This window comes from Bradyrhizobium sp. 62 (genome assembly GCF_023073035.1).
Classification (GTDB): domain Bacteria; phylum Pseudomonadota; class Alphaproteobacteria; order Rhizobiales; family Xanthobacteraceae; genus Bradyrhizobium.
Genome location: NZ_JADPIT010000004.1, coordinates 145,943 through 165,193, shown reverse-complemented (window position 1 = coordinate 165,193; position 19,251 = coordinate 145,943). Strand labels below are relative to the sequence as shown.

General features: G+C 64.2%; 21 protein-coding genes and 1 pseudogene. 5 read left to right on the top strand and 17 right to left on the bottom strand.

The annotated features are described in order from the left end of the window. The first annotated feature begins 41 nt into the window (after positions 1-41). The gene (locus IVB47_RS03345) at positions 42-872 is read left to right on the top strand and encodes an enoyl-CoA hydratase (RefSeq protein WP_247459786.1); all 831 of its coding nucleotides are present in this window, start codon (positions 42-44) and stop codon (positions 870-872) included. 51 nt (positions 873-923) lie between these two features. On the opposite strand, the gene IVB47_RS03340 is transcribed toward IVB47_RS03345, so the two are convergent. Both IVB47_RS03340 and IVB47_RS03335 read right to left on the bottom strand, forming a co-directional pair. After that, complete coding sequence (locus tag IVB47_RS03340; protein ID WP_247459784.1) at positions 924-1,547, bottom strand: GNAT family N-acetyltransferase; 624 nt, start codon at positions 1,545-1,547, stop codon at positions 924-926. A gap of 80 nt (positions 1,548-1,627) precedes the next feature. Further along, positions 1,628-1,831, bottom strand: a complete 204-nt coding sequence (locus IVB47_RS03335; protein WP_247362894.1) for a DUF1127 domain-containing protein — start codon at positions 1,829-1,831, stop codon at positions 1,628-1,630. 110 nt (positions 1,832-1,941) lie between these two features. Between IVB47_RS03335 and IVB47_RS03330 the strand changes: the two genes are divergently transcribed. Beyond that, positions 1,942-2,841, top strand: coding sequence for a transcriptional regulator GcvA (locus IVB47_RS03330; protein WP_027515345.1), 900 nt, complete (start codon positions 1,942-1,944; stop codon positions 2,839-2,841). A 33-nt stretch (positions 2,842-2,874) separates the two neighbouring features. Here IVB47_RS03330 and IVB47_RS03325 read toward each other — a convergent pair whose 3' ends face one another. Genes IVB47_RS03325 through IVB47_RS03315 form a run of 3 tightly spaced genes read right to left on the bottom strand, consistent with a single transcriptional unit; the run spans position 2,875 to position 5,479 of the window. Then, positions 2,875-3,288: a Rieske (2Fe-2S) protein gene (locus IVB47_RS03325; RefSeq protein ID WP_027570108.1), complete on the bottom strand. Its 414-nt coding sequence runs from the start codon at positions 3,286-3,288 to the stop codon at positions 2,875-2,877. Next, positions 3,288-4,397: an amidohydrolase family protein gene (locus tag IVB47_RS03320; RefSeq protein ID WP_027570109.1), complete on the bottom strand. Its 1,110-nt coding sequence runs from the start codon at positions 4,395-4,397 to the stop codon at positions 3,288-3,290. The genes IVB47_RS03325 and IVB47_RS03320 overlap by 1 nt, the downstream gene beginning before the upstream one ends. A gap of 23 nt (positions 4,398-4,420) precedes the next feature. Further along, the gene (locus IVB47_RS03315) at positions 4,421-5,479 is read right to left on the bottom strand and encodes an amidohydrolase family protein (protein WP_247459782.1); all 1,059 of its coding nucleotides are present in this window, start codon (positions 5,477-5,479) and stop codon (positions 4,421-4,423) included. A 167-nt stretch (positions 5,480-5,646) separates the two neighbouring features. On the opposite strand from IVB47_RS03315, the gene IVB47_RS03310 reads away from it, so the two are divergent. Next, a complete protein-coding gene (locus IVB47_RS03310; protein ID WP_247283341.1) occupies positions 5,647-6,129 on the top strand; it encodes a CinA family protein in 483 nt (160 codons plus the stop codon). A 57-nt stretch (positions 6,130-6,186) separates the two neighbouring features. On the opposite strand, the gene IVB47_RS03305 is transcribed toward IVB47_RS03310, so the two are convergent. From IVB47_RS03305 to IVB47_RS03265, 9 genes and pseudogenes are all read right to left on the bottom strand, one after another. Further along, complete coding sequence (locus tag IVB47_RS03305) at positions 6,187-6,540, bottom strand: nuclear transport factor 2 family protein (protein WP_247406104.1); 354 nt, start codon at positions 6,538-6,540, stop codon at positions 6,187-6,189. 10 nt (positions 6,541-6,550) lie between these two features. Next, positions 6,551-8,023, bottom strand: coding sequence for an amidase (locus tag IVB47_RS03300; protein ID WP_247459779.1), 1,473 nt, complete (start codon positions 8,021-8,023; stop codon positions 6,551-6,553). 228 nt (positions 8,024-8,251) lie between these two features. After that, a complete protein-coding gene (gene mbfA / locus IVB47_RS03295; protein WP_027570114.1) occupies positions 8,252-9,223 on the bottom strand; it encodes an iron exporter MbfA in 972 nt (323 codons plus the stop codon). Positions 9,224-9,285: 62 nt separating this feature from the next. Then, a complete protein-coding gene (locus IVB47_RS03290) occupies positions 9,286-10,437 on the bottom strand; it encodes an alpha/beta hydrolase (protein ID WP_027570115.1) in 1,152 nt (383 codons plus the stop codon). 133 nt (positions 10,438-10,570) lie between these two features. Then, complete coding sequence (locus IVB47_RS03285) at positions 10,571-11,440, bottom strand: MBL fold metallo-hydrolase (RefSeq protein ID WP_247459777.1); 870 nt, start codon at positions 11,438-11,440, stop codon at positions 10,571-10,573. A 16-nt stretch (positions 11,441-11,456) separates the two neighbouring features. Next, positions 11,457-12,650, bottom strand: coding sequence for a serine hydrolase (locus IVB47_RS03280; protein ID WP_247459775.1), 1,194 nt, complete (start codon positions 12,648-12,650; stop codon positions 11,457-11,459). 22 nt (positions 12,651-12,672) lie between these two features. After that, the gene (locus tag IVB47_RS03275) at positions 12,673-13,284 is read right to left on the bottom strand and encodes a glutathione S-transferase family protein (RefSeq protein ID WP_247362886.1); all 612 of its coding nucleotides are present in this window, start codon (positions 13,282-13,284) and stop codon (positions 12,673-12,675) included. Between the two features lie 226 nt (positions 13,285-13,510). Continuing rightward, positions 13,511-14,353: a fumarylacetoacetate hydrolase family protein gene (locus IVB47_RS03270; protein ID WP_247432123.1), complete on the bottom strand. Its 843-nt coding sequence runs from the start codon at positions 14,351-14,353 to the stop codon at positions 13,511-13,513. A 129-nt stretch (positions 14,354-14,482) separates the two neighbouring features. Beyond that, positions 14,483-15,330, bottom strand: a pseudogene (locus IVB47_RS03265) (MBL fold metallo-hydrolase). A gap of 123 nt (positions 15,331-15,453) precedes the next feature. Between IVB47_RS03265 and IVB47_RS03260 the strand changes: the two are divergent. Then, positions 15,454-15,933, top strand: coding sequence for a DUF3775 domain-containing protein (locus IVB47_RS03260; RefSeq protein WP_247459774.1), 480 nt, complete (start codon positions 15,454-15,456; stop codon positions 15,931-15,933). Between the two features lie 12 nt (positions 15,934-15,945). Here the strand turns inward: IVB47_RS03260 and IVB47_RS03255 are convergent, their stop codons facing one another. From IVB47_RS03255 to IVB47_RS03245, 3 genes are all read right to left on the bottom strand, one after another. Next, on the bottom strand, positions 15,946-16,935 hold the full coding sequence (locus tag IVB47_RS03255; RefSeq protein WP_247459773.1) for an NADPH:quinone reductase: 990 nt from the start codon (positions 16,933-16,935) through the stop codon (positions 15,946-15,948). Beyond that, positions 16,932-17,714, bottom strand: coding sequence for an SDR family oxidoreductase (locus IVB47_RS03250; protein WP_027570121.1), 783 nt, complete (start codon positions 17,712-17,714; stop codon positions 16,932-16,934). Before IVB47_RS03250 ends, IVB47_RS03255 begins: the two co-directional genes overlap by 4 nt. A 127-nt stretch (positions 17,715-17,841) precedes the next feature. Beyond that, positions 17,842-18,354 carry a CvpA family protein gene (locus tag IVB47_RS03245; RefSeq protein WP_247406126.1) on the bottom strand — a complete coding sequence of 171 codons (513 nt, stop codon included), beginning with the start codon at positions 18,352-18,354 and terminating at the stop codon, positions 17,842-17,844. 127 nt (positions 18,355-18,481) lie between these two features. On the opposite strand from IVB47_RS03245, the gene IVB47_RS03240 reads away from it, so the two are divergent. After that, a complete protein-coding gene (locus tag IVB47_RS03240; protein WP_247459772.1) occupies positions 18,482-19,243 on the top strand; it encodes an SDR family NAD(P)-dependent oxidoreductase in 762 nt (253 codons plus the stop codon). Positions 19,244-19,251: the final 8 nt, after the last annotated feature.

Genomic DNA, 19,251 nt, shown 5'->3' with positions numbered 1-19,251 from the left:
CGTCGCTTCGCTCCTCGCAATGACGAAACAGAGGGAGCGGCATGACCACGGGAACCACCATCGATACCGGCACCAATGAACTCCTCTGCGTGATCCGCGATCGCGTCGCCGTCATCACGCTGAACCGGCCCGAGGCGCGCAACTCGCTGTCGGACGCGCTGACCCCGGCGCTGCGCACGATAATCCGCTCCTGCGGCGAGAACCCCGATGTCGGCGCGCTGCTGATCACCGGCGCGGGGGAAGCGTTCTGCGCGGGCGGCAACGTCAAGGGCATGGGCGCGCATCGCGACCCGAAGAAGCTTGAAATGTCCTTTGACGATAAGGTCGCCGATCTCCAGGAGCGGCAGCGCCTGCTCACCGGCGCGCTGGTGTCGGTGCGCAAGCCGACGATCGCGGCGCTGCCGGGGCCGGCGGTCGGCGCGGGGCTCGCCATCGCCATGGCCTGCGACATCCGCATTGCCGCGCAATCGGCCTTCATGGCCACCGGCTATGCGCGCATTGCGCTCAGCGGCGATTATGGCATCGCGTGGCTGTTGACGCGCCTCGTCGGCACCGCGCGGGCGCGCGAGCTGCTGTTCACCGGCGATCGGGTCGATGCCGTCAGGTGCGAGGCCATCGGTCTCGTCAACCGCGTGGTGCCCGACGATAAATTGCAGGCAGAGGCCTTTGCGTTGGCGAAATCCCTTGCCGGAGGTCCGCGCCTTGCGTTGCGCTACATGAAGGACAATCTCGACGAGGCCCTGCTGTTCGATTTCGAGACCGCGCGCGACCACGAAGCCGAGCGTCTGGTCCGCCTGACCACGACCGCCGACCACAAGGAGGCGGTGCAGGCCTTCATCGAGAAACGGAAGGCGGTGTTCACGGGGAAGTAGGGGCGAAAAAAATGCCCGGCACTGGTTTCGCCAGGCCGGGCACGAGTGGAGTCAGGCCGAGGCTGAGGGGCTATCGGCCTGACGGGAAAGGGCGACGAGACGCCAGCTCGCGCAAGGAATGTCTTTCGGTGCGACGGAGATCTCCTTGTCGAAGCGCACCAGCTTCCAGTCGTCAGGATGATTGACGAAGGCGAAGCTCGACTTGCGCGCGAGCGAGATCATGGCGGCGTTGGAGCGCAGCGTGTCGCCGAACATGTGATCGGCGCCAAGCGCGGCGGCGCGGCATTCAAGATTCTTCATCAGCACGGTGGCGATACCGTGGCCCTGCCGGCGGTCGGCAACCGACAGGCCGAATTCAAGCGTCGCGGTTTCGGCATGCAGCGCATAGCGCGCTTCGGCGACGATGGTCTCGAAGCCGTCGACCATCATGGTCGCCACCACGGTGAAACGTTCGCGTTCGCCGATTTGAAGGAATTCGTGCAGCAGGCCCTGCGGCAGTTCGCTGATCGCGCCGAAGAAGCGGTTGTAGCGGGACCGCGTCGAGAGCGAGCGAAAATAGTGCTGGAGCTCCTCGGTGTCGCGCGGCTCGACGAAGCGAACGCGCAGCGCCTCGCCGTGTCGCGTGCGCAGCGTGTCCGAATATTGCTTCAGATCTTCCAGGCGAAGGATGCTCATGACACGCGCCCCCAAGGGGACCAAAGGGAAAAGGGATCGCCGGCGCCCCCACAGTCAGGCGGCGCCGGCCTGGCGGCCAATCAGGCCCGCCAGAAGGGTTTGTCGGCCTCGTAGGCCACATCGCTCCAGGACAGCCCGACGTCCTGGAGGTCGCGCGCGGACCAGTTGGTGAGCTCCCGCCGGGTCCGGTAGCGCTCGTGCCAGATGTGAAGGGTCTCGCCGATCTGGTGGATTAGCCCTGGCGCATGATGATTTGTCATCGAATTCTGGGTCAAAGTAGACATTGTCAGCTCCTGGAGCTAAGTTGACCGCTAATATCTGCTTGCGGGTGCACTGCGACAAACGACAATTTGTACTCTTTCGCATGAAATAACGTCATGTATCCTGCTGCCATATGACTGCCAGATTGCCCTCCCTGAACGGATTGCGGGCCTTTGAGGCCGCCGCGCGCCATCTCAGCTTCACGCTGGCGGCGTCCGAGCTGAACGTGACCCAGACCGCGATCAGCCATCAGATCCGCAGGCTCGAGGAGGAGCTCGGCATCCGCCTGTTCGTCCGGCAGAACCGCGCGCTGACGCTGACGCCGGAGGCGCGCGACTATCTGCCGGGCGTCCGCGCCGCCTTCAACGACCTACGTCTCGCCACCGACCGGCTGCTGCGCAAGGACGATGACAAGGTGCTGACGGTCTCGACGTTGGCTTCGCTGGCCGCAAAATGGCTGCTGCCGCGGCTGACCGATTTCCAGGAGCACCATCCCGGCATCGACGTCCGCATCACCACCTCCACCAGCCTCGTCGACTTCCAGCGCGACAATGTCGATGCCGCGATCCGTTACGGGCGCGGCCAGTGGGCGGGCTTGCGCGCCGACTGGCTGATGGCGGACGAGCTGTTTCCGGTGTGCAGCCCGTCTCTGCTGCGCGGTGACAAGCCGTTGCGCTGTCCCGAGGACCTCAAGAGCCACATGCTGCTGCACACCTCCAATGCCAACAGCGACGACTGGCGGCTGTGGTTGACGGCGGCGGGTCAGCCGGCCGACATCGCCAGGCAGCCCGGCATCACCTTCGACATGATCTTCATGACCATTCAGGCCGCGATCGACGGCATCGGCGTGGCGATGGGGCGGACCTCCTACGTTCAGGACGACATTGCCAAGGGGCGACTAGTGGTCCCATTCAAGATCGCGCTGCCGGCCGATGCCGGCTTCTACCTGGTCGCGCCGGAGGGCCGCCGCGAGGCGCCGAAGCTCGCCGCATTCCGCGACTGGATGATCGCTGCAACGCAGAATAAAGCTTGAGATCGCTGGCGCATGTCCGCGCCGTCTGCTTCGCTACAGGTCCACCACGACGTAGTCGCTCTCGACTTTCACCGGTATCGTCTCGGCGACATACGGCCCCTTCACCACGCTCGCACCCGGCTCGACATGGGCCGGGTACGCCTTGACGCGGAAGCGGCGGGGGTCGCAATAGGACTGGCCGGTGCGGATGTCGAACTCCCAGCCGTGCCAGGGGCAGCGGAGGATCTCGCCGAGCTTGGTGTATTCGATCTCGCCCGGATCCGTCGATTGCGCGAGTCCGATCAAGGGTCCCTCGCACAGCGCCGCGCCCTGATGCGGGCAGCGGTTCATCAGGCCGAAATATTCACCCTTGATGTTGAAGATTGCGATCGGCCGTCCGTCGATCTCCAAAAATTTTCGCGTGCCGGGCGGAAGCTCATCGGCCGCGGCAATCACATGCCGCGCCATCAAGCGATCCCGTACAGCTTCTTCGCATTGCCCAGATAGAAGGCCTCGCGATCATCGTCGTTGACGCCTGCGGGCAGCACGCGCGATGGCTCGTCGTAATCCCAGTGCGGATAGTCGGTGGCGAACAGCAGCCGGTCCCAGCCGATCCACTTGATGACGTCGAACAGATCCTCGCGCCGCTCCGGATCCTCCATCGGCTGCGTCGTCCACCACACCTGCTCGCGGATATATTCGGACGGCGGCCGTTTGACATGCGGCACCTCGCTGCGCAGCCGCTGCCAGACCTTGTCCAGCCGCCAGGCCAGCGACGGTGCCCAGCCGAAGCCGGCCTCGATCATCACCATCTTCAATTTCGGGAAACGCTCGAACACGCCCTCCAGCACCAGGCTCGCGAGCGCCGATTGCTGGCACTGGGAGTGGCCGACCATCTCCTCGATGTAATAGGAGGGCCAGCCCGACGGCGTGATCGGGTTGCCGCCGAAGCCGAAGGCGTGGACGCCGACGGGAAGCCCGGCCTCTTCCGCGGCCTGATAGATCGGCCAGTAGCGGCGCTGGCCGAGCGGCTCGACATTGCGGCTGAGCAGCAGCACCTGCACGAAGTTCTTGTCGCCGGCGCGCTCGCGGATTTCGGCTGCGGCCGACAGCCCGTCCTCATTGCCGACGACGATGGAGGCCTTCAGCCGCTTGTCCTTGCTGGTCCATTTGTCGATCTGCCAATCGTTGATCGCCGAGCACAAAGCGGCCGAGAGCTCGTGATTGCGGATGCCCTGGCCGGTGTTGAGCGGATTGAGCACGCCGAGCTGCACGTTGTTGGGATCGAGCAGCTGCTTCTGCATGAAGGACAGCGAGGAGCCCTGTGGCCCGCCTTCCGGCGGATAGGCGTCGCGGCGCGAGGCGTTGGGCTGGGCCTTCGGATAGGGCGGACCTTCCATCATGCCCTGATAGGCATGGACGCCGTAGACTTCGAGATGATGCTGCCAGCGTTTGGCCAGATAGGGATAGAGCTCGGCGCGGGTCGCGCGTGCCGGATGGATGTCGCAGTCCGCGATCGCGGTTTTGACGGCCAGTGGGGAAGCGGCTTCGGAGCTTTCGCGGAACTGAATATTCATCGCCTTGCCTCCTTTGGCAGCGGCTAAGTCAGGCGGGGATAGGTCGCATGCGGATTATCGATCATGATCTTGCGCACGAGATCGGGGGTGAGACCTGCGGGCAGCGCCTCCTGGCCGTCGAACTGCCAGTGCGGATAGTCGGTGGAGAATAGGACTAATTCGTCCGACTGCATATGATCAAACAGGCGAATTAATGTCGCCTCATCCGGCGGTGCATCGAATGGCTGTAACGAGAAGCGGATGTTGCTGCGCACAATGTCCAGCGGTGCGCGATCGACCCACGGCGTCTCCATCCGCACCCCACGCCAGAACTTGTGCAGGCGCCACAGAAATGGGGAGATCCAGGACACCCCGGATTCCAGCATCACCATCTTCAGGCGTGGATATTTGGCGAACACGCCCTCGACGATCAGGCTGGTGAGCTGGGTCTGGAACGCCTGGGCCTGACCGGCATAATCCTCGATGTGGTAGGACCCCCAGCCCACGGCCGTCGGCGGATTGTGATAGGCGGAACCGGCATGAATGCCGATCGGAAGTTCCAGCCGTTCTGCCGCCTCGTAGATCGGCCAGAGCGCGCGCTTGCCGAGCGGCGTGTCGCCCATCACCAGCATCAGCACCTGCACGAAGCGGCGATCCGTCGCACAGCGCTCGATCTCGGCGACGGCCTTCTCGACGCTTTGGGTGGGAATCACGATCGAGCCGCGCAGCCGCGGATCGCGATCGAGCCATTCCTTCGCGAGCCAGTCGTTCAGTGCGCGGCAGAAGGCGGCCTGCAGATCCTCTGAAAACACCATCTGCACGCCATAAAGCGGATTGCAGATAGCATGCGAGAGCTGGAAGGGATCGAGCACATGGCGCTGCATGTCCGCTAGGCTCTCGCCCGGCTTGCCGCTTTCGGGGCGCCAGTCGGGCCGCGCCGTGATCGGCGAGTTTTGCGGGTAGGATTGCGAGATGAGATCGACCATGCCGCGCGTCGTCACCTGATCGCGCCAATAGTCGTTCAGGTAGGGCAGCAGGCTGGTCAGATGCGGCACGGCCGGATGCACATCGCAATCCACCCCGCCGGCGATCAGGGACGCCATGACGTGTCCTTCACGTTTCCTCGTCGCGTCGTCTCGCGGGCGGCGCTTGGCCGCTCCGCCTTTGGCCGCCATTCAAGCAGGCCTGCCCGTTGGCTGCAACTCGGCCAACGGCGCTGTCATATGCTAGAAAGGCCGAGCTCGGTTGCGAAGGCATAAGGGGTCAGGGAATGAAAGAGCTCGTTAGCATTGCGGAACAGGTCGCCGCAAAACTGATCGCGCGCAAACAGACCATTGCCGTGGCGGAATCCTCGACCGGCGGCCTGATCTCGGCCAGCCTTCTCGCGGTCCCCGGCGCGTCCGCCTATTTCCTCGGCGGCGCCGTGGTCTACACCCGCGATGCCCGGCGCGTGCTGATGGATATTTCGGACGAAGGAATGAAGGGCTTTCGTTCCTCGTCGGAGCCCTACGCGCAGCTGCTGGCCGAGCGGATGCGCAGCCGTTTCAACTGCGATTGGGGCCTGTCCGAGACCGGCGCGTCCGGTCCCACCGGCAATCGCTACGGCGATGCGGCAGGCCACAGCTGCATGGCGGTCGCCGGGCCCGCAGTCGAGGTGACAACGCTGGAGACGGGCGACAATGACCGCTTCGCCAATATGCAGATATTTGCAGCGACAGCGCTGAAATTGCTGCTGAAGAATCTGGGGCGGTGACCTCGCGGCCTCCCGGATATCCGGCTGTCCCGGAGAATGTGCAGTCTGACGCGCTCCCTACCGCGACACGTGCGCCGACACAGCCAGCCACGTCTCGTCTCTTTTCGCCCAGCAATCGGTATAGCGGCCGGTGGCCTGCTGGCCGTCCGCACTGGTGTAGCTCGTCGCCGCATGGATGATGGCGAAATCGCCCATGATACGGATGATAACCTCGTGTGCCCTGAGGTCACGGATCGCAATCGGCCGCGCCGTCTGCTTCAGGAAGGCCTCGCGATCGACCAGCGTCTTGTCGGGATTAGAGCAGTAGAACTCCGGCGCCAATATTTCGTCGAAGCGCTTGACGTCGCAATTCTGCACCGAGGCGACATAGTCGCGGTTGAGCGCGGTGAGCTGTTCGAGGTCGTTGTTCATGAGATTTCTCTCAGTCATTGAACAAGGGCGGCGGCACGAACCCGCCGAACTCGCGTTCGATCAGCTCGGCGAGCTTCAGCGGTGTGCGGTCCTCGAGGAAGGGCCCGATGATTTGCACGCCGACCGGCAGGCCATCCTTCGACAGACCGAGCGGAACGGCCGTTGCCGGCAGTCCTGTCAGCGTGGCGATGCCGGGCCACGCAAGCTGGTCCGGATAGGCGTGGTCCTTGCCATCGATATTGATTCGGCGCTTTTCCTGCTCCGGCGAATGATCATGCGGATAGGCCGGGGTCGGCATGATCGGGCAGATCACCGCATCGAATGTCCTGAACAATTGCCGCCATTGCGCGCGCAGGCCGGCGCGAGCGCCCTCGTCGAACACCCAGGCCTGATGTGTGCTGGTCATGCCGCGCAGCCGCTCGGCAGCAAGGCTCTTGTCTTCTGGTGAGAGCTGCGCTGCCCCGGCACGCGCGCCGGCGAGAATGTCCGGCGGAAAGAAGGCGCCGAGAAAACCCATCAGCATGCGCATGTAGAGGCGGGAGGCTTCCGTGAAGTCAGGCAACATCGGGCTTTCACGTGTGATGCTCGCACCTGCGCCCGCCAATTGTTTCGTCAGCTTCTCGATCGCGGTGCGAATGTCGGCATTCGCAGGCAGCAGCGGGTGGCTGTCGATCACCAGCACACGGAAATCCTTCAACGCACGGTGTCGCGCCTCCGGCAGCGCGAGCTTGTATCCGATGCCCAGGTCCAACGGATCGGGGCCTGCCATCACATCCAGGAGCAGGGGCAGGTCGACGGCGCTGCGCGCCATCGGACCGATCACCGCCATATCGCGCTCCATCGGGATGGCTGGAAACGGCGGCGGCGTGTGGCCACGCGTTGGACAGAGATTGTAGGTCGGCTTGTGCGCATAAACCCCGCAATGGAAGGCGGGCACGCGCAGCGAGCCGCCGATGTCGGACCCGAGCGAGAGTGATCCGTAGCCTGCCGCCAGCGCCGCAGACGAGCCGCCCGACGAGCCACCCGGCGTGCGGCCGAGATCGAATGGATTGTTCGTCGTGCCGTAGATCTCGTTGTAGCTCTGCCAATCCGCCAATCCCACGGGCACGTTGGTCTTGCCGAGGATGACGCCGCCGGCACCCTTCACCCTGGCGATCGACAGCGCGTCCTCCGCCGGCTTGAAATCTTTCTGCGGCGTCCAGCCCCAGGTCGTGGGCAGGCCGGCGATGTTGAAGGATTCCTTGATCGTCATCGGCAGGCCGAGCAGCGGCTTGCGCTCGCCGCGGGCCAATGCGGCGTCCGCCTCGCGTGCGGCGTCCAACGCACGGTCGAAATCCCGCACGCAGATCGCGTTGACCTTGCCGTCGTGCCGTTCGATGCGGTCGATCGCATCGCGGGTGAGCTCGACCGACGAGACCTTCTTCGCGGTCAACGCGGCCGACAGCGCGACCGCGCTCTTGAAGCTCCATTCGGATTTGGCCATGGCGCATCTCCTGTTCTTATTGTGGAACGATGATGCGCAGTTTGGCCCAGCACCGCAACCGCCGTTTGATCGCGATTGACATGTGAGCAAGACGAAACGCGGTGAGCCGCAACCACTCGCAGTCATCGCCCGGCTTGACCGGGCGATACAGTATTCCACCGGCGCAGATCGGATACGGAGAGGTCGCGGCGTACTGGATGCCCCGTCAAGCCGGGGCATGACAACCTCCTACGCCGCTCCGATCAAAATCCCCACCGCCAGCACGATCGCGCCGCCGAGCACGATCTGGAACACGGCCTGGAGAAACGGCGTGTCCATGTAGCGCGCGCGGATGAAGGCGATCGCCCACAATTCGAAGAACACGACAATTCCGGCAATTCCGGTCGCGATCCAGAATGCGTTGGACCAGGTATCGGGCACGAGATAGGGCAGGGTGTGCCCAAGCCCGCCGAGCGTCGTCATCAAGCCGCAGGTGAGACCTCGCAGCCAGGGTGACCCTCGACCCGTCAGCGAGCCGTCGTCGGACAGCGCTTCCGCAAAACCCATGCTGATGCCGGCGCCGATCGAGGCGGCGAGGCCGACCAGAAATGTCTGCCAGTTCTGATGCGTGGCGAACGCAGCCGCGAACAGCGGCGCCAGCGTCGAGACGGAGCCGTCCATCAGGCCGGCGAGACCTGGCTGCACATATTGCAGCACGAACATGCGCCGGTTGGTGCGGTCTTCTTCGGCCCGCACGTCTGAGCTCAGGATCTGGTCCGTCAGCTTGGCGGCCACCTCTTCGTGGCCTTTCTCGGCTTCGGCCAGATCGCCGAGCAGGCGGCGCACGCCGACATCCTGCGCCTGTTCGGCGGCCTTCACGTAAAAGCGCTCGGCCTGCAATTCCATCGTCTCGACTTCCCTGCGGACGGTGTCGAGCGGCAGGTTTTTGGTGAGCCAGACCGGACGACGGCGCAGGAAGCCTTTGACGTCCTCGCGGCGGATCGGGGGCAAATGCGGACCGAAGCGCTGCTCGTACATTTCCAGCAGCATGTGACGATGGCCGCGCTCTTCCTCGGCCATCTGCTCGAAGATCTTGGCCGAGTCCGGATAGCGCTCCTTCAAGTCCTCGGCGAAGCTCATATAGATGCGGCTGTCCTCCTCCTCGGAGGAGATCGCGACAGCAAGCACTTCGCGTTCGGTCAGATCGGCAAAATTCTTCACGGCCACCCTGTCTATATAGTTTAGAATAGTTCTAAACTATATAGGACGCCGAAGTTCCCGGGTCAAACCACGCCGCGGCTCTTCGCCAGGAAATCGAGCAGCAGACGGCTCACCTCGGCCGGTTGCTCCTGCTGCACCCAGTGACCGGCGCCGTCGACGAGGTGGCAGCCGAGCAGCTTCGTGCAGGTACGCACCTGCATGGCCTCGAACACGCCGGGACGCTGGTAGGTGCCCCAATCCTGCTTGCCCGAGATGAAGCAGGAGGGGACGTCGATGTTGCGGCCGGCCAACAATTGGAGCTGGCTGTTGAATGCACCCGATGTGCCGCAGCGATACCATTGCAGGCCGCCCTGGAATCCGGTGCGGCCATATTCGGCGCTGTAGTAGGCGAGCTCGCGGTCGGGCAGCCATTGATTGGCGGCGATTGCGGCCGGCGAGGGCATCTCCTTCGCGACCGTCTCGGCCATGGTCTCGTTCAGGTCCATCACATAATAGGTCGGCAGCTTCGCAAGCTCGTTCGCCGACCAGGATTTCAGCGGATACGGCTTGTTGTCGGTCCAGTCCGCGCTCTTGTGATGATAGTAGGCGCGCAGGAAATCATGCACGCCCTGCGGCGCGCGGTGGATGTCGGCATTGGCCGGACGTGTCGCATAGTACCACTGATAATGCTTGCGCGGACGCGGCAAGGCGGCGAGCTCGCGATGCACGGGGTCTTCGGCCGGTGGCTTTGCCGGCGTGTCGACCGTGTTGAACGGCAGCGGCGGCGCTCCGCCGAACGGCGCGCTCATCATCGCCACCGAACGAAATACGTCGGGCCGCATCAGCGCGCACCAGGCCGCGACCGGACTGCCGAAATCATGTCCGACCAAATCGACCTGCCTGTACCCGAACGCCGACACCAGCCCGAGCGCATCCCGCACCAGGTTGAAGAGCGAAAACGGCGCGAGGTCGCCGTCGTACTCCGCGCTCCATCCCGTCGTCCGGCCATAGCCGCGCTGGTCCGGCGCGATCACGTGATAGCCGGCCGAGCTAAGCGCCGGCATCACCTTGCGCCAGGAGAAAGCGAGCTCCGGAAAGCCGTGCAGCAGCAGGATGCAGGGCCGGCCCTTGGTCTCGAAGCCGGCCTCCAGCACGTGCATGCGTAGGCCGTTGATGTCGTCGACATAGCGTGAGCGGATGCCGGCGGGCAGCGGGATGTCGGGGAGGTCGGTCATTGCTTTCTCCACACGGGTGGAATCGTAGGGTGGGCAAACGCGTGCTTCGCGCGCCGTGCCCACCATCATTCTACAACGCGTTTGGCATGGTGGGCACGCTTCGCTTTGCCTACCCTACGGCATCTCGGCTAGATCACACCGCCGCGCAGACGAACCCGCTGCCCTTGCGCCGGATCTTTCCCACCGACGGCGATGGGAAATGCGCGGTGCAGCACAGCGTGTCGGTGTCGCAATAGCGTTCCAGGAAGCTGCGGCGCGTCGTTGCCGCCCTGGCCTGATCGAGGTCGAACTTGACCGACAGCTCCGGATAGAGCGCCTGCAACGGCGAGTGCATGAGGTCGCCGGAGAACACGGCCTCGTCCTTGCCGCGGCCCATCGTGATGGCGATATGGCCCGGCGTATGGCCCGGCGTCGGCAGGATGCGGACGTGATCGCCGATCTGGTGATCGTTGCCGACGAGCTCGTGGCGTTTGGCCTCGACCACCGGCAGCACGCTGTCGGCGAAGGGCGGCACCTCCGCCTTCGCGTTCTGCTCGCTCCAGTGATCGAACTCCTGCTTGGCGAAGACGTAGCGCGCTTTCGGGAAGGTCGGCACCCAGCGGCCGTTCTCCAGCCGCGTGTTCCAGCCGACGTGATCGACATGCAGATGCGTGCACATCACGAAGTCGATGTCGTCAGGCGAGAATCCGGCAGCGTTGAGTCCGCGCAGATAGGTGTCGTCGGTCTTCATGTCCCATTTCGGACGCTGCGGCCGGGGCTTGTCGTTGCCGATGCAGCTGTCGACCAGAATGGTGTGGTGAGGCGTCTTGATCACGTAGGACTGGAAGCACAGCATCAATGTGTCGCTGTCATCCAGGGCTTTCGCCTCCCTCATCCACGCGCGGTTCTCGGCCAGCAGCTCCGGTGTCAGCCCCGGCAACATCTCCAGTGCCGGCACGAACGAGGTTTCCTGCTCGATGATGCGATGGATGGTGAGATCGCCGATCGCGTATTTCAGGCTCATGCTCGCTTCCTTGCACTCACCGTGCATCACGCACGGACGGAATGACGATGTTGGAGAGGACGTCGATCGCGGCCAGCCCTTCCTTCGGCTGGCCGTATTGGGCAGCGGTGGTCATCATGACGAGATCGAGCTCGGGCACGATGAAAATGCGTTGTCCGCCCCAGCCGAAGGCGCCAACCCATTTGATTTCCCTGCCGCTGGCCAACGAGCGGCCCATCCACCATTGATAGCCGTAGAACAGCGTGCCGCCGAAATAGCCGATCGCCTGGAAGCGCGGTGCGATCGATTGTGCAATCCAATCGGCCGAGACGATCTGTTGGCCATTCCACTGGCCGCGATCGAGCACGAGCTGGCCAAGCTTGGCGGCATCTCGCGGACGCAAGCGCAGGCCGGCGGCCGCAGCGATCTTGCCGTTCTTCGGGTAGGCCTTCCACTCGAAATCGGTGATTCCGAGCGGCTGGAACAGCACCTCGCGCGCAAACGTCTCCAGCGGCTTGCCGGAGACGCGTTCGAGGATGTTGCCGAGCAGTTCAGTCCCGCCGCCATTATAGGTCCAAAGCACATCCGGCGGCGCGGTGGCCGGCCTTGCGAGCACATAGCCGATTGGATCGGCTTCAAAGCCGAGATGCGGCTCGTCGTTGTTCGGATCGGTCCAGGCCCGCGCCTCGTCCCATTTCATTCCCGAGGACATCGTCAGCAGATGGCGCAGCGTGATGACCTCCCAGCCTGCCTGCTTCACCGCCTGATGGTCGGGGAAGAATCTGAGCACAGGTTCGTCGACGCCTTCGATCAGCTTGCGATCGAGCGCGATGCCGACGAGCAGCGAAACGACGCTCTTCGATGCCGAGCGCATGTCGTGCTTTGTCGTCGCGGTGAATTCGCGCTGGCCTTCCGGTTGTCCCCAGGGTTGGTCGTAGCCGGCGAAGTATTGCTCGAAGACGAGCTTGCCGTGGCGCGCGACGACAACCGAATGGACCGAAGTCGCGCGTTGCCCGAGTCGTGCAGCGATCCCGCAGAGTTGCGCGCCGTCCATGCCGACGCTGTCGGGCGACGCAGCCGTCCAGCCGTCGTCGGTTGACGATGGCGGTTCGCAGGCGAGGTTTCGCTGTCCAGGCACCATGCCCTCGGCTTGCACGGAAGTGGTTGAGACGGTCAAGGCAAGCACGAGGCTCGCGCCGAGAATGCCGAGGCGGGCGAAGCGATCGTGCATCATCCTCTCCGCCGTCGCGATACTACGCCGCGGGCGGCACCGAGATCTTCACGGAGGGCCGCTCCAGCATCTTCTGGTGGAAGGCGTCGAGCTTCGGATAGGCCTTGCGCCAGCCGCATTCGGCGAAGCGGAAGTCGGCATAGCCGAGCACGCAGACCAGGCCGATCTGCGAGATGTCGAACGGGCCGTTGAGGACATCGGGCATGTTCTCGAAGCGCGCCATGCCGGTCCAGGCCCGGTTCCAATGGTCGTCCGACCACGCCTGCCATTGCAGGCCTTGCGGCCGCACCATCTTCTCGTAGCGGCACAGCAGCATGGAATCGAGCATGCCGTTGATCAGGGCATGATTGGTCTTGGCCTTCCAGCGCCGCGGACCGTAGTCGGGGATCAGGCTGCCGCCGGCCATCTCGTTGAGGTATTCGACGATGACGTAGGAGTCCAGGATGACATCGCCGTCATTGGTGATCAGCACCGGCAGCTTCTTCAGCGGCGTGATGCGCGAATAGTCCTCGTTGGCCTGCCCCGGTGCCACCGCTGCCGGCGTGAACTCGATCTTGTCGATCAGCCCGAGCTCGATCGCGGCGATGCGCACCTTGCGGGCAAAGGGCGAGGCGGGGGAGAAGGTGAGCTTCATGGCGAGTATCCAAAAAATAAAAGTTTTGCTTCGTCATTGCGAGGAGCACTTGCGACGAAGCAATCCAGACTATCTCCGCGGACACGCAGCAATCCAGACTGTCTCGGTGCGGAAGGCAATCCAGAATCCGTGCCGCGGAAATAGTTGGATTGCTTCGCTTCGCTCGCAATGACAGATTGCTTCGCTTCGCTCGCAATGACGGTGTGGCGGCAGTGATGATCGCGGCTTACGCCGCGACGATCTCCTGGCGCTGCTCGCCGAGGCCCTCGATGCCGAGCGTGATGACGTCGCCGACATTGAGGAAGGTCGGCGGCTTCATGCCGAGGCCGACGCCGGGCGGGGTGCCCGTCGTGATGATGTCGCCCGGCAGCAGCGTCATGAACTGCGAGACGTAGGAGATGCACTTGGCCATCGAGAAGATCATGGTCTTGGTCGAGCCGGTCTGGCGGCGCTGACCGTTGACGTCCAGCCACATCGGCAGGTTCTGCACGTCCTTGATTTCGTCCTTGGTGGCGAGCCAGGGGCCGAGCGGGCCGAACGTGTCGTGCGACTTGCCCTTGGTCCACTGACCCAGGCGCTCGATCTGGAAGGCGCGCTCGGAGACGTCGTTGCAGACGCAATAACCGGCGACGTGGTTGAGCGCGTCGGCTTCCGAGACGTATTTTGCGCGCGTGCCGATGATCGCGGCGATCTCGACCTCCCAGTCGAGCTTGGTCGAGCCGCGCGGCTTCTCGACGGGATCGTTCGGGCCGGACAGCGAGGTGTTGGCCTTCATGAAAATGATCGGCTCGCTCGGGATCTCCGCGCCGGTCTCCTTGGCGTGGTCGCTGTAGTTGAGGCCGATCGCCACGAATTTCGACATGCCGGTGACGGGGGCGCCGAACCGCGGCTTGCCGGAGACGGCGGGCAGCGAGGCGGGATCGAGCGCCGCCAGCTTCTTCAGGCTGTCGGGCGAATAGGCCTCGCCGGTCAGGTCCTTCACATGCGCCGACAGGTCGCGCAACTGGCCGGATTTGTCGATCAGGCCGGGCTTTTCCGCACCCTTCTCGCCATAACGAACAAGCTTCATTCTCGTTTCTCCCTGGACTGGACCGATCGGTTGAACAGCTTCATGGAACAGGGCGGCGGGAAATTCAACCGCTCAAAGAGGGCGCATTGCAGCCCTCTCAATTCGGGAGGTTCGTCCGGGGCACGAGACCTAGGCCAGCGCCTCGAACCTGAACGCGTCCCCGTCCCGCCTGATATGCCCGGCCGAAAATGCCCGCCGATCACCAGCGTCGGGGTCTCGGCAAACCGGCCGAACAATTCGCGCCGCGTCGCGGCAGATTGGCTCTGATCGGAATCCGCGGTCGAGGACCAGCCGAGATGCGCCATCTGGCAGGGATGATGGGCGACGTCGCCCGTCAGCAGTCCCTGCTCGCCGTCCGACTGGATCAGAACGCTCATATGCCCGGGGCTGTGGCCGGGGGTCGGGATCATGCTGATCTCGTCGCTGAGCCGGTGGTCGCTCGCGATCAACTCGGCCCGCTCGGCATCGACGATCGGCTTCACGGAATCGCTAAACACGGCCTGCTTGTCCGGCTCGGTGGAATGGTCGCGCCAATGCTCATACTCGGTCTTGCCGAACACATAGCGCGCGTTGGGGAAGGTCGGCACCCATTGGCCGTCGACCCATTTCGTGTTCCAGCCGACATGGTCGACGTGAAGGTGCGTGCACAGCACGGTGTCGATACTCTCGGGCGGAAAGCCCGCCGCGATCATCGTCTCCAGGAACGGCGTGGTGCGATTGTTCCAGGTCGGGACGTTGCGGCCCTGCTTGTCGTTGCCAAGGCCAGTATCGACCACGATGCGGCGCGTCGGGGTCTCCACCACCAGCGAATGGATCGACATCTTCAGCCGGCCTTCTTCAGTGGCGAAATGCGGGATCAGCCAGGGCAGCTTCTGGATTTCTGCATTGCTCGCCAAGGGCAGAATGAAGCGGGTCGAGCCGACCGTCTCCAATTCCACGACTTTGGTGATTTTGACCCTGCCGACCTTCCACTGCATCCGGCGCATCCTCATGTTCTTGCTTTGGCGGGGAACATGCGCAGTTTCGCCGGCAGGCGCAATGGATCATCTGACGCGGTGCGGCGTTATCGCGGGAACCCAGGGAAAGACAAAGGGCCAGCCATGCCAGAGCTTGCGATTTCCGCGGAGAAGGTCGCCTTCATCATCGAAAAGGCGCGTGAATTCGACGTCAAGCAGGCGGATTCCGATCCGGATTCCGGCTCGAATGCGACGGATGACGACGCGGTCGACGTCCTCGAGGATGACGGCTCCGATCCGGTGGTCAACGAACTCGGAAGTTTCATCGTGGCCATGAACGAGGACGAGCAGATCGATGTCGTCGCGCTGACCTGGCTCGGCCGCGGCGACGGCACGATCGACGACTGGGACGATCTGCGCGCACGCGCAGTGGAGGCGCGCGCCGAGTATCGCAGTCCCCGGCGCGAGACGGCGCATTATCTCCTCGGTGAGCCGATGCTGGGCGATCTGCTCGCCGACGGGCTCGACGAATTCGGCGTCGACTGGACCGACGGAAACCCAGTCGCCGATTCATCCAGTCCGAGCCAGCGGGACGAAGACGAGCCCACCAAGCAACAGCGGTGATCCTGGCCGACATCAGCGCGCGCAGTCAACGACCACGGTGCCGAGCTTGTCGCCTTTCTCGACGGCGACATGGGCTTGCGCCGTCTCCGACAGCGCAAACTGCGCCGCGACATTGTGGATTCGCGGCCCCGCTGCCAGCCATTTCGAGATGTCGGCCTGCGCCGCCGCCAGTAGCGCCGGCGGCAGCGCGAACAAGACGAGCGAGCGGAGCGTGATGCACTTCTCCATCAGCTCGCGCATCGGCACGGTCGGCGTGCGGTTGCCGTTGGTGGCGTAGACCGCGATTGTCGAATTCATTGCCATCAACTTCAGGGTCGTCGCGATGTTGCCGCCGAAATCGACATCGACCAATTGGTCGACCCCGCGTCCGTCGGTGAAGGCCATCGCCTTGGCAACGACGTCTTCGTCCCTGTAGTTGACCACGAGATCGGCACCGGCCTGTCGCGCCTGCTCGTCTTTCATCGCCGAGCTGACGGTCGCGATCACCTGCGCGCCGCCCCATTTCGCGAGTTGCACGGCGTAATGCCCGACTGCACCCGCGCCGCCGGTGACCAGCACGGTCTTGCCGACGATCGGTCCGTCCGCAAATAGCGAGCACCACGCCGTCATAGCGGGAATGCCCAGCGTCGCGCCTTCCGCAAAAGAGAGGTTGTCCGGCAGCGGCGTCACCAGATGCTCGGCAAGCGCGATATGTTCGGCCGCGGTGCCAAAGGCGCGGCCGTTGCGCTGGCCGTTGAACAGCCAGACCCTGTCGCCGATCTTGAACCGCGTCGCGCCATCGCCGGTCTGGTCGATAAACCCCGCGCCATCGCTGTTCGGAATGACGCGCGAAAATTCCTTCGCGCGATAGCTGCCCCCGCGCCGGCCGACATCGGCCGGATTGACGCCGGACGCATCCAGGCGAACACGAACTTCGCCTGGACCTGCGACCGGCGTCGCCATCTCACCATAGGTGAGGACGTCCGCCGCCGGTCCTGTCTCCTCGTACCAGACCGCCCTCACAGCGTTCCCGGGAAGGCACCGCCATCGAGCAGAAGGTTCTGACCGGTGATGAAGCCGGCCCTGCTGCCGCACAGGAAGGCGCAGGCGTAGCCGAACTCGTCGGGATCGCCGAAGCGGCCCGCGGGATTGAGCTTGGCGCGCTCGGCCAGAACCTGGTCCGGCGTGATGCCGCGCTTCTCGGATTCCCCCTTCGCGGTGCTGCGCAGCCGATCGGTCTCGAACGGGCCCGGCAGCAGGCCGTTGATGGTGACGTTGTTGATCACGGTCTTGCGCGACAGGCCGGCGATGAAGCCGGTGAGGCCGGCGCGCGCGCCGTTGGAGAGACCGAGAATGTCGATCGGCGCCTTCACCGCGGCCGAGGTGATGTTGACAATGCGGCCGAACTTGCGCGCCATCATGCCGTCCACGGTCGATTTGATCAGCTCGATCGGGGTGAGCATGTTGGCGTCGATCGCCTTGATCCAGTCGTCGCGGGTCCAGTTGCGGAAATCGCCGGGCGGAGGTCCGCCGGCATTGTTGATCAGGATGTCCGGCTCGGGGCAGGCCTTCAGCACGGCCTCGCGGCCCGCCGGCGTCGTGATGTCGCCGACAATCTCGGTAACGGTCACATCAGGATAGGCCTTGCGGATGTCGTCGGCCGTCTTCTTCAGGGCCTCGGCGCCGCGCGCGGTCAGCGTGACGTGAACGCCGGCCTCGGCCAGCGAGATGGCGCAGGCGCGTCCGAGGCCTTTGCTGGATGCGCAGACGATGGCGCGGCGACCTTTGATCCCAAGATCCACTGTTTCACTCCCGTAATGTCATGCAGGTTTTTAGAGCCGCTATTCTAGCCAACCTTGGCGCCGCTGATAAGGGATTGGCTCGCATCAAAATGCATGCGCGCTTGCCCGGCGATGCAAATGCGCCTCATCAGATGCGCCGCTCCTGCTTGAGGCGGTCGATCGCGGAGGCCGCCTCCGGCGGCAGCGACTTGAAGCCCATCCGGCCGGCCGTCGAGAACAGCGGCCGCAGGTGCGAGCCGGCGAGAAACGGCGGCTGGCGGTTGGCCGGCACGATCTGGTCGAACACCAGCACCAGCGTCGTGGCGACGAGGCCGACCCTGATGGCGCCGAGCGCTGCGCCGCCAAGCCGGTCGCCGATGCCGGCCTGCCGTATCGTGTCGCTCAGCGCCAGCCGGCCGAGATATCCAAACAGCATGCCGACCACCACGAAGATGCCGAAGAACCAGATCCAGTTCTGCAGCAGCGGCGCGTTCGGATTGCCCGCGACCTGCGGGACGATCAGCGGCATCAGCGCGACGGCGATGGGGGCGGCGAGGAGATAGGCCAGGATCGTCATGGCGCTACCGAGCAGGCCGGTCCTGAAACCGAAACCGATCGCGATGGCGAACGCCGCATAGACGGCGAGATCGAAACTGTTCATGCGCGGGAGCCTGCCATGGAACGAGTGAACGCAGAACCGATCATTCCGGTTTCAGATCGTTAAAATCGTCTGTATTGATGGCCAAAAGCTCAGGGATCGCCCCAAGGAAAGCGTCAAGGAAAGCGTCATGTCAGACCTATTCGACGTTAGTCAGGAAACCATCCTCATCACAGGTGCGAGCCAGGGCTTGGGGCGGCAATTTGCCCCGGTGTTGGGGGCACATGGCGCGGCCGTCGCGCTCGCGGCGCGGCAGACCGACAAGCTGAAAAGCCTGGAAGACGAGATCCGCGGCAAAGGCGGCCGTGCCGCCGCCGTCGCACTCGACGTCGCCGACACCGCATCGATCGCCAGGGCCGTCGATGCCGCGGAAGCCGCGCTCGGCCCGGTCACGGTGCTGATCAACAATGCCGGCATCGCCATCGAAAAGCTCGCGACGGAGCAGACCGAGGCCGATTGGGACGCGGTGATCGGCGCCAATCTCAAGGGCGCCTATTTCCTCGCGACCGAGATCGCGCGCCGCATGATCGCGCGCAAGCAGGCAGGCAACATCGTCAACATCGCCTCCGTGCTCGGCACCGGCGTGCTGAAGGCGCTGTCGCCTTACGCGATCTCCAAGGCCGGCATCATCCAGGCGACCAAGGCGATGGCGCTGGAGCTTGCGGGGCAGAATATCCGCGTCAACGCGCTGGCGCCCGGCTACATCGACACCGAGATGAACCACGCGTTCTGGTCGACGCCGCCGGGCGAGCGCCTGACCAAACGCATCCCACAGCGCCGCATCGGCGCCGAGTCCGATCTCGACGGCGCGATCCTGCTGCTGGCCTCCAAGGCCTCGCGGTACATGACGGGCAGCGTGGTGACGGTGGACGGCGGGTTCTTGTTGAATTGAGCGCACCG

Bases quoted from the DNA above. Each gene is read 5' to 3' on its own strand.
- IVB47_RS03335 (WP_247362894.1), bottom strand. From the start codon at position 1,831: ATGTCTACTTTGACCCAGAATTCGATGACAAATCATCATGCGCCAGGG.
- IVB47_RS03340 (WP_247459784.1), bottom strand. From the start codon at position 1,547: ATGAGCATCCTTCGCCTGGAAGATCTGAAGCAATATTCGGACACGCTG.
- IVB47_RS03240 (WP_247459772.1), top strand. From the start codon at position 18,482: ATGTCAGACCTATTCGACGTTAGTCAGGAAACCATCCTCATCACAGGT.
- IVB47_RS03260 (WP_247459774.1), top strand. From the start codon at position 15,454: ATGCCAGAGCTTGCGATTTCCGCGGAGAAGGTCGCCTTCATCATCGAA.
- IVB47_RS03270 (WP_247432123.1), bottom strand. From the start codon at position 14,353: ATGAAGCTTGTTCGTTATGGCGAGAAGGGTGCGGAAAAGCCCGGCCTG.
- IVB47_RS03310 (WP_247283341.1), top strand. From the start codon at position 5,647: ATGAAAGAGCTCGTTAGCATTGCGGAACAGGTCGCCGCAAAACTGATC.
- IVB47_RS03345 (WP_247459786.1), top strand. From the start codon at position 42: ATGACCACGGGAACCACCATCGATACCGGCACCAATGAACTCCTCTGC.
- IVB47_RS03325 (WP_027570108.1), bottom strand. From the start codon at position 3,288: ATGGCGCGGCATGTGATTGCCGCGGCCGATGAGCTTCCGCCCGGCACG.
- IVB47_RS03330 (WP_027515345.1), top strand. From the start codon at position 1,942: ATGACTGCCAGATTGCCCTCCCTGAACGGATTGCGGGCCTTTGAGGCC.
- IVB47_RS03290 (WP_027570115.1), bottom strand. From the start codon at position 10,437: ATGACCGACCTCCCCGACATCCCGCTGCCCGCCGGCATCCGCTCACGC.
- IVB47_RS03305 (WP_247406104.1), bottom strand. From the start codon at position 6,540: ATGAACAACGACCTCGAACAGCTCACCGCGCTCAACCGCGACTATGTC.
- IVB47_RS03275 (WP_247362886.1), bottom strand. From the start codon at position 13,284: ATGAAGCTCACCTTCTCCCCCGCCTCGCCCTTTGCCCGCAAGGTGCGC.
- IVB47_RS03245 (WP_247406126.1), bottom strand. From the start codon at position 18,354: ATGAACAGTTTCGATCTCGCCGTCTATGCGGCGTTCGCCATCGCGATC.
- IVB47_RS03300 (WP_247459779.1), bottom strand. From the start codon at position 8,023: ATGGCCAAATCCGAATGGAGCTTCAAGAGCGCGGTCGCGCTGTCGGCC.
- IVB47_RS03320 (WP_027570109.1), bottom strand. From the start codon at position 4,397: ATGAATATTCAGTTCCGCGAAAGCTCCGAAGCCGCTTCCCCACTGGCC.
- IVB47_RS03280 (WP_247459775.1), bottom strand. From the start codon at position 12,650: ATGCACGATCGCTTCGCCCGCCTCGGCATTCTCGGCGCGAGCCTCGTG.
- IVB47_RS03285 (WP_247459777.1), bottom strand. From the start codon at position 11,440: ATGAGCCTGAAATACGCGATCGGCGATCTCACCATCCATCGCATCATC.
- IVB47_RS03315 (WP_247459782.1), bottom strand. From the start codon at position 5,479: ATGGCGTCCCTGATCGCCGGCGGGGTGGATTGCGATGTGCATCCGGCC.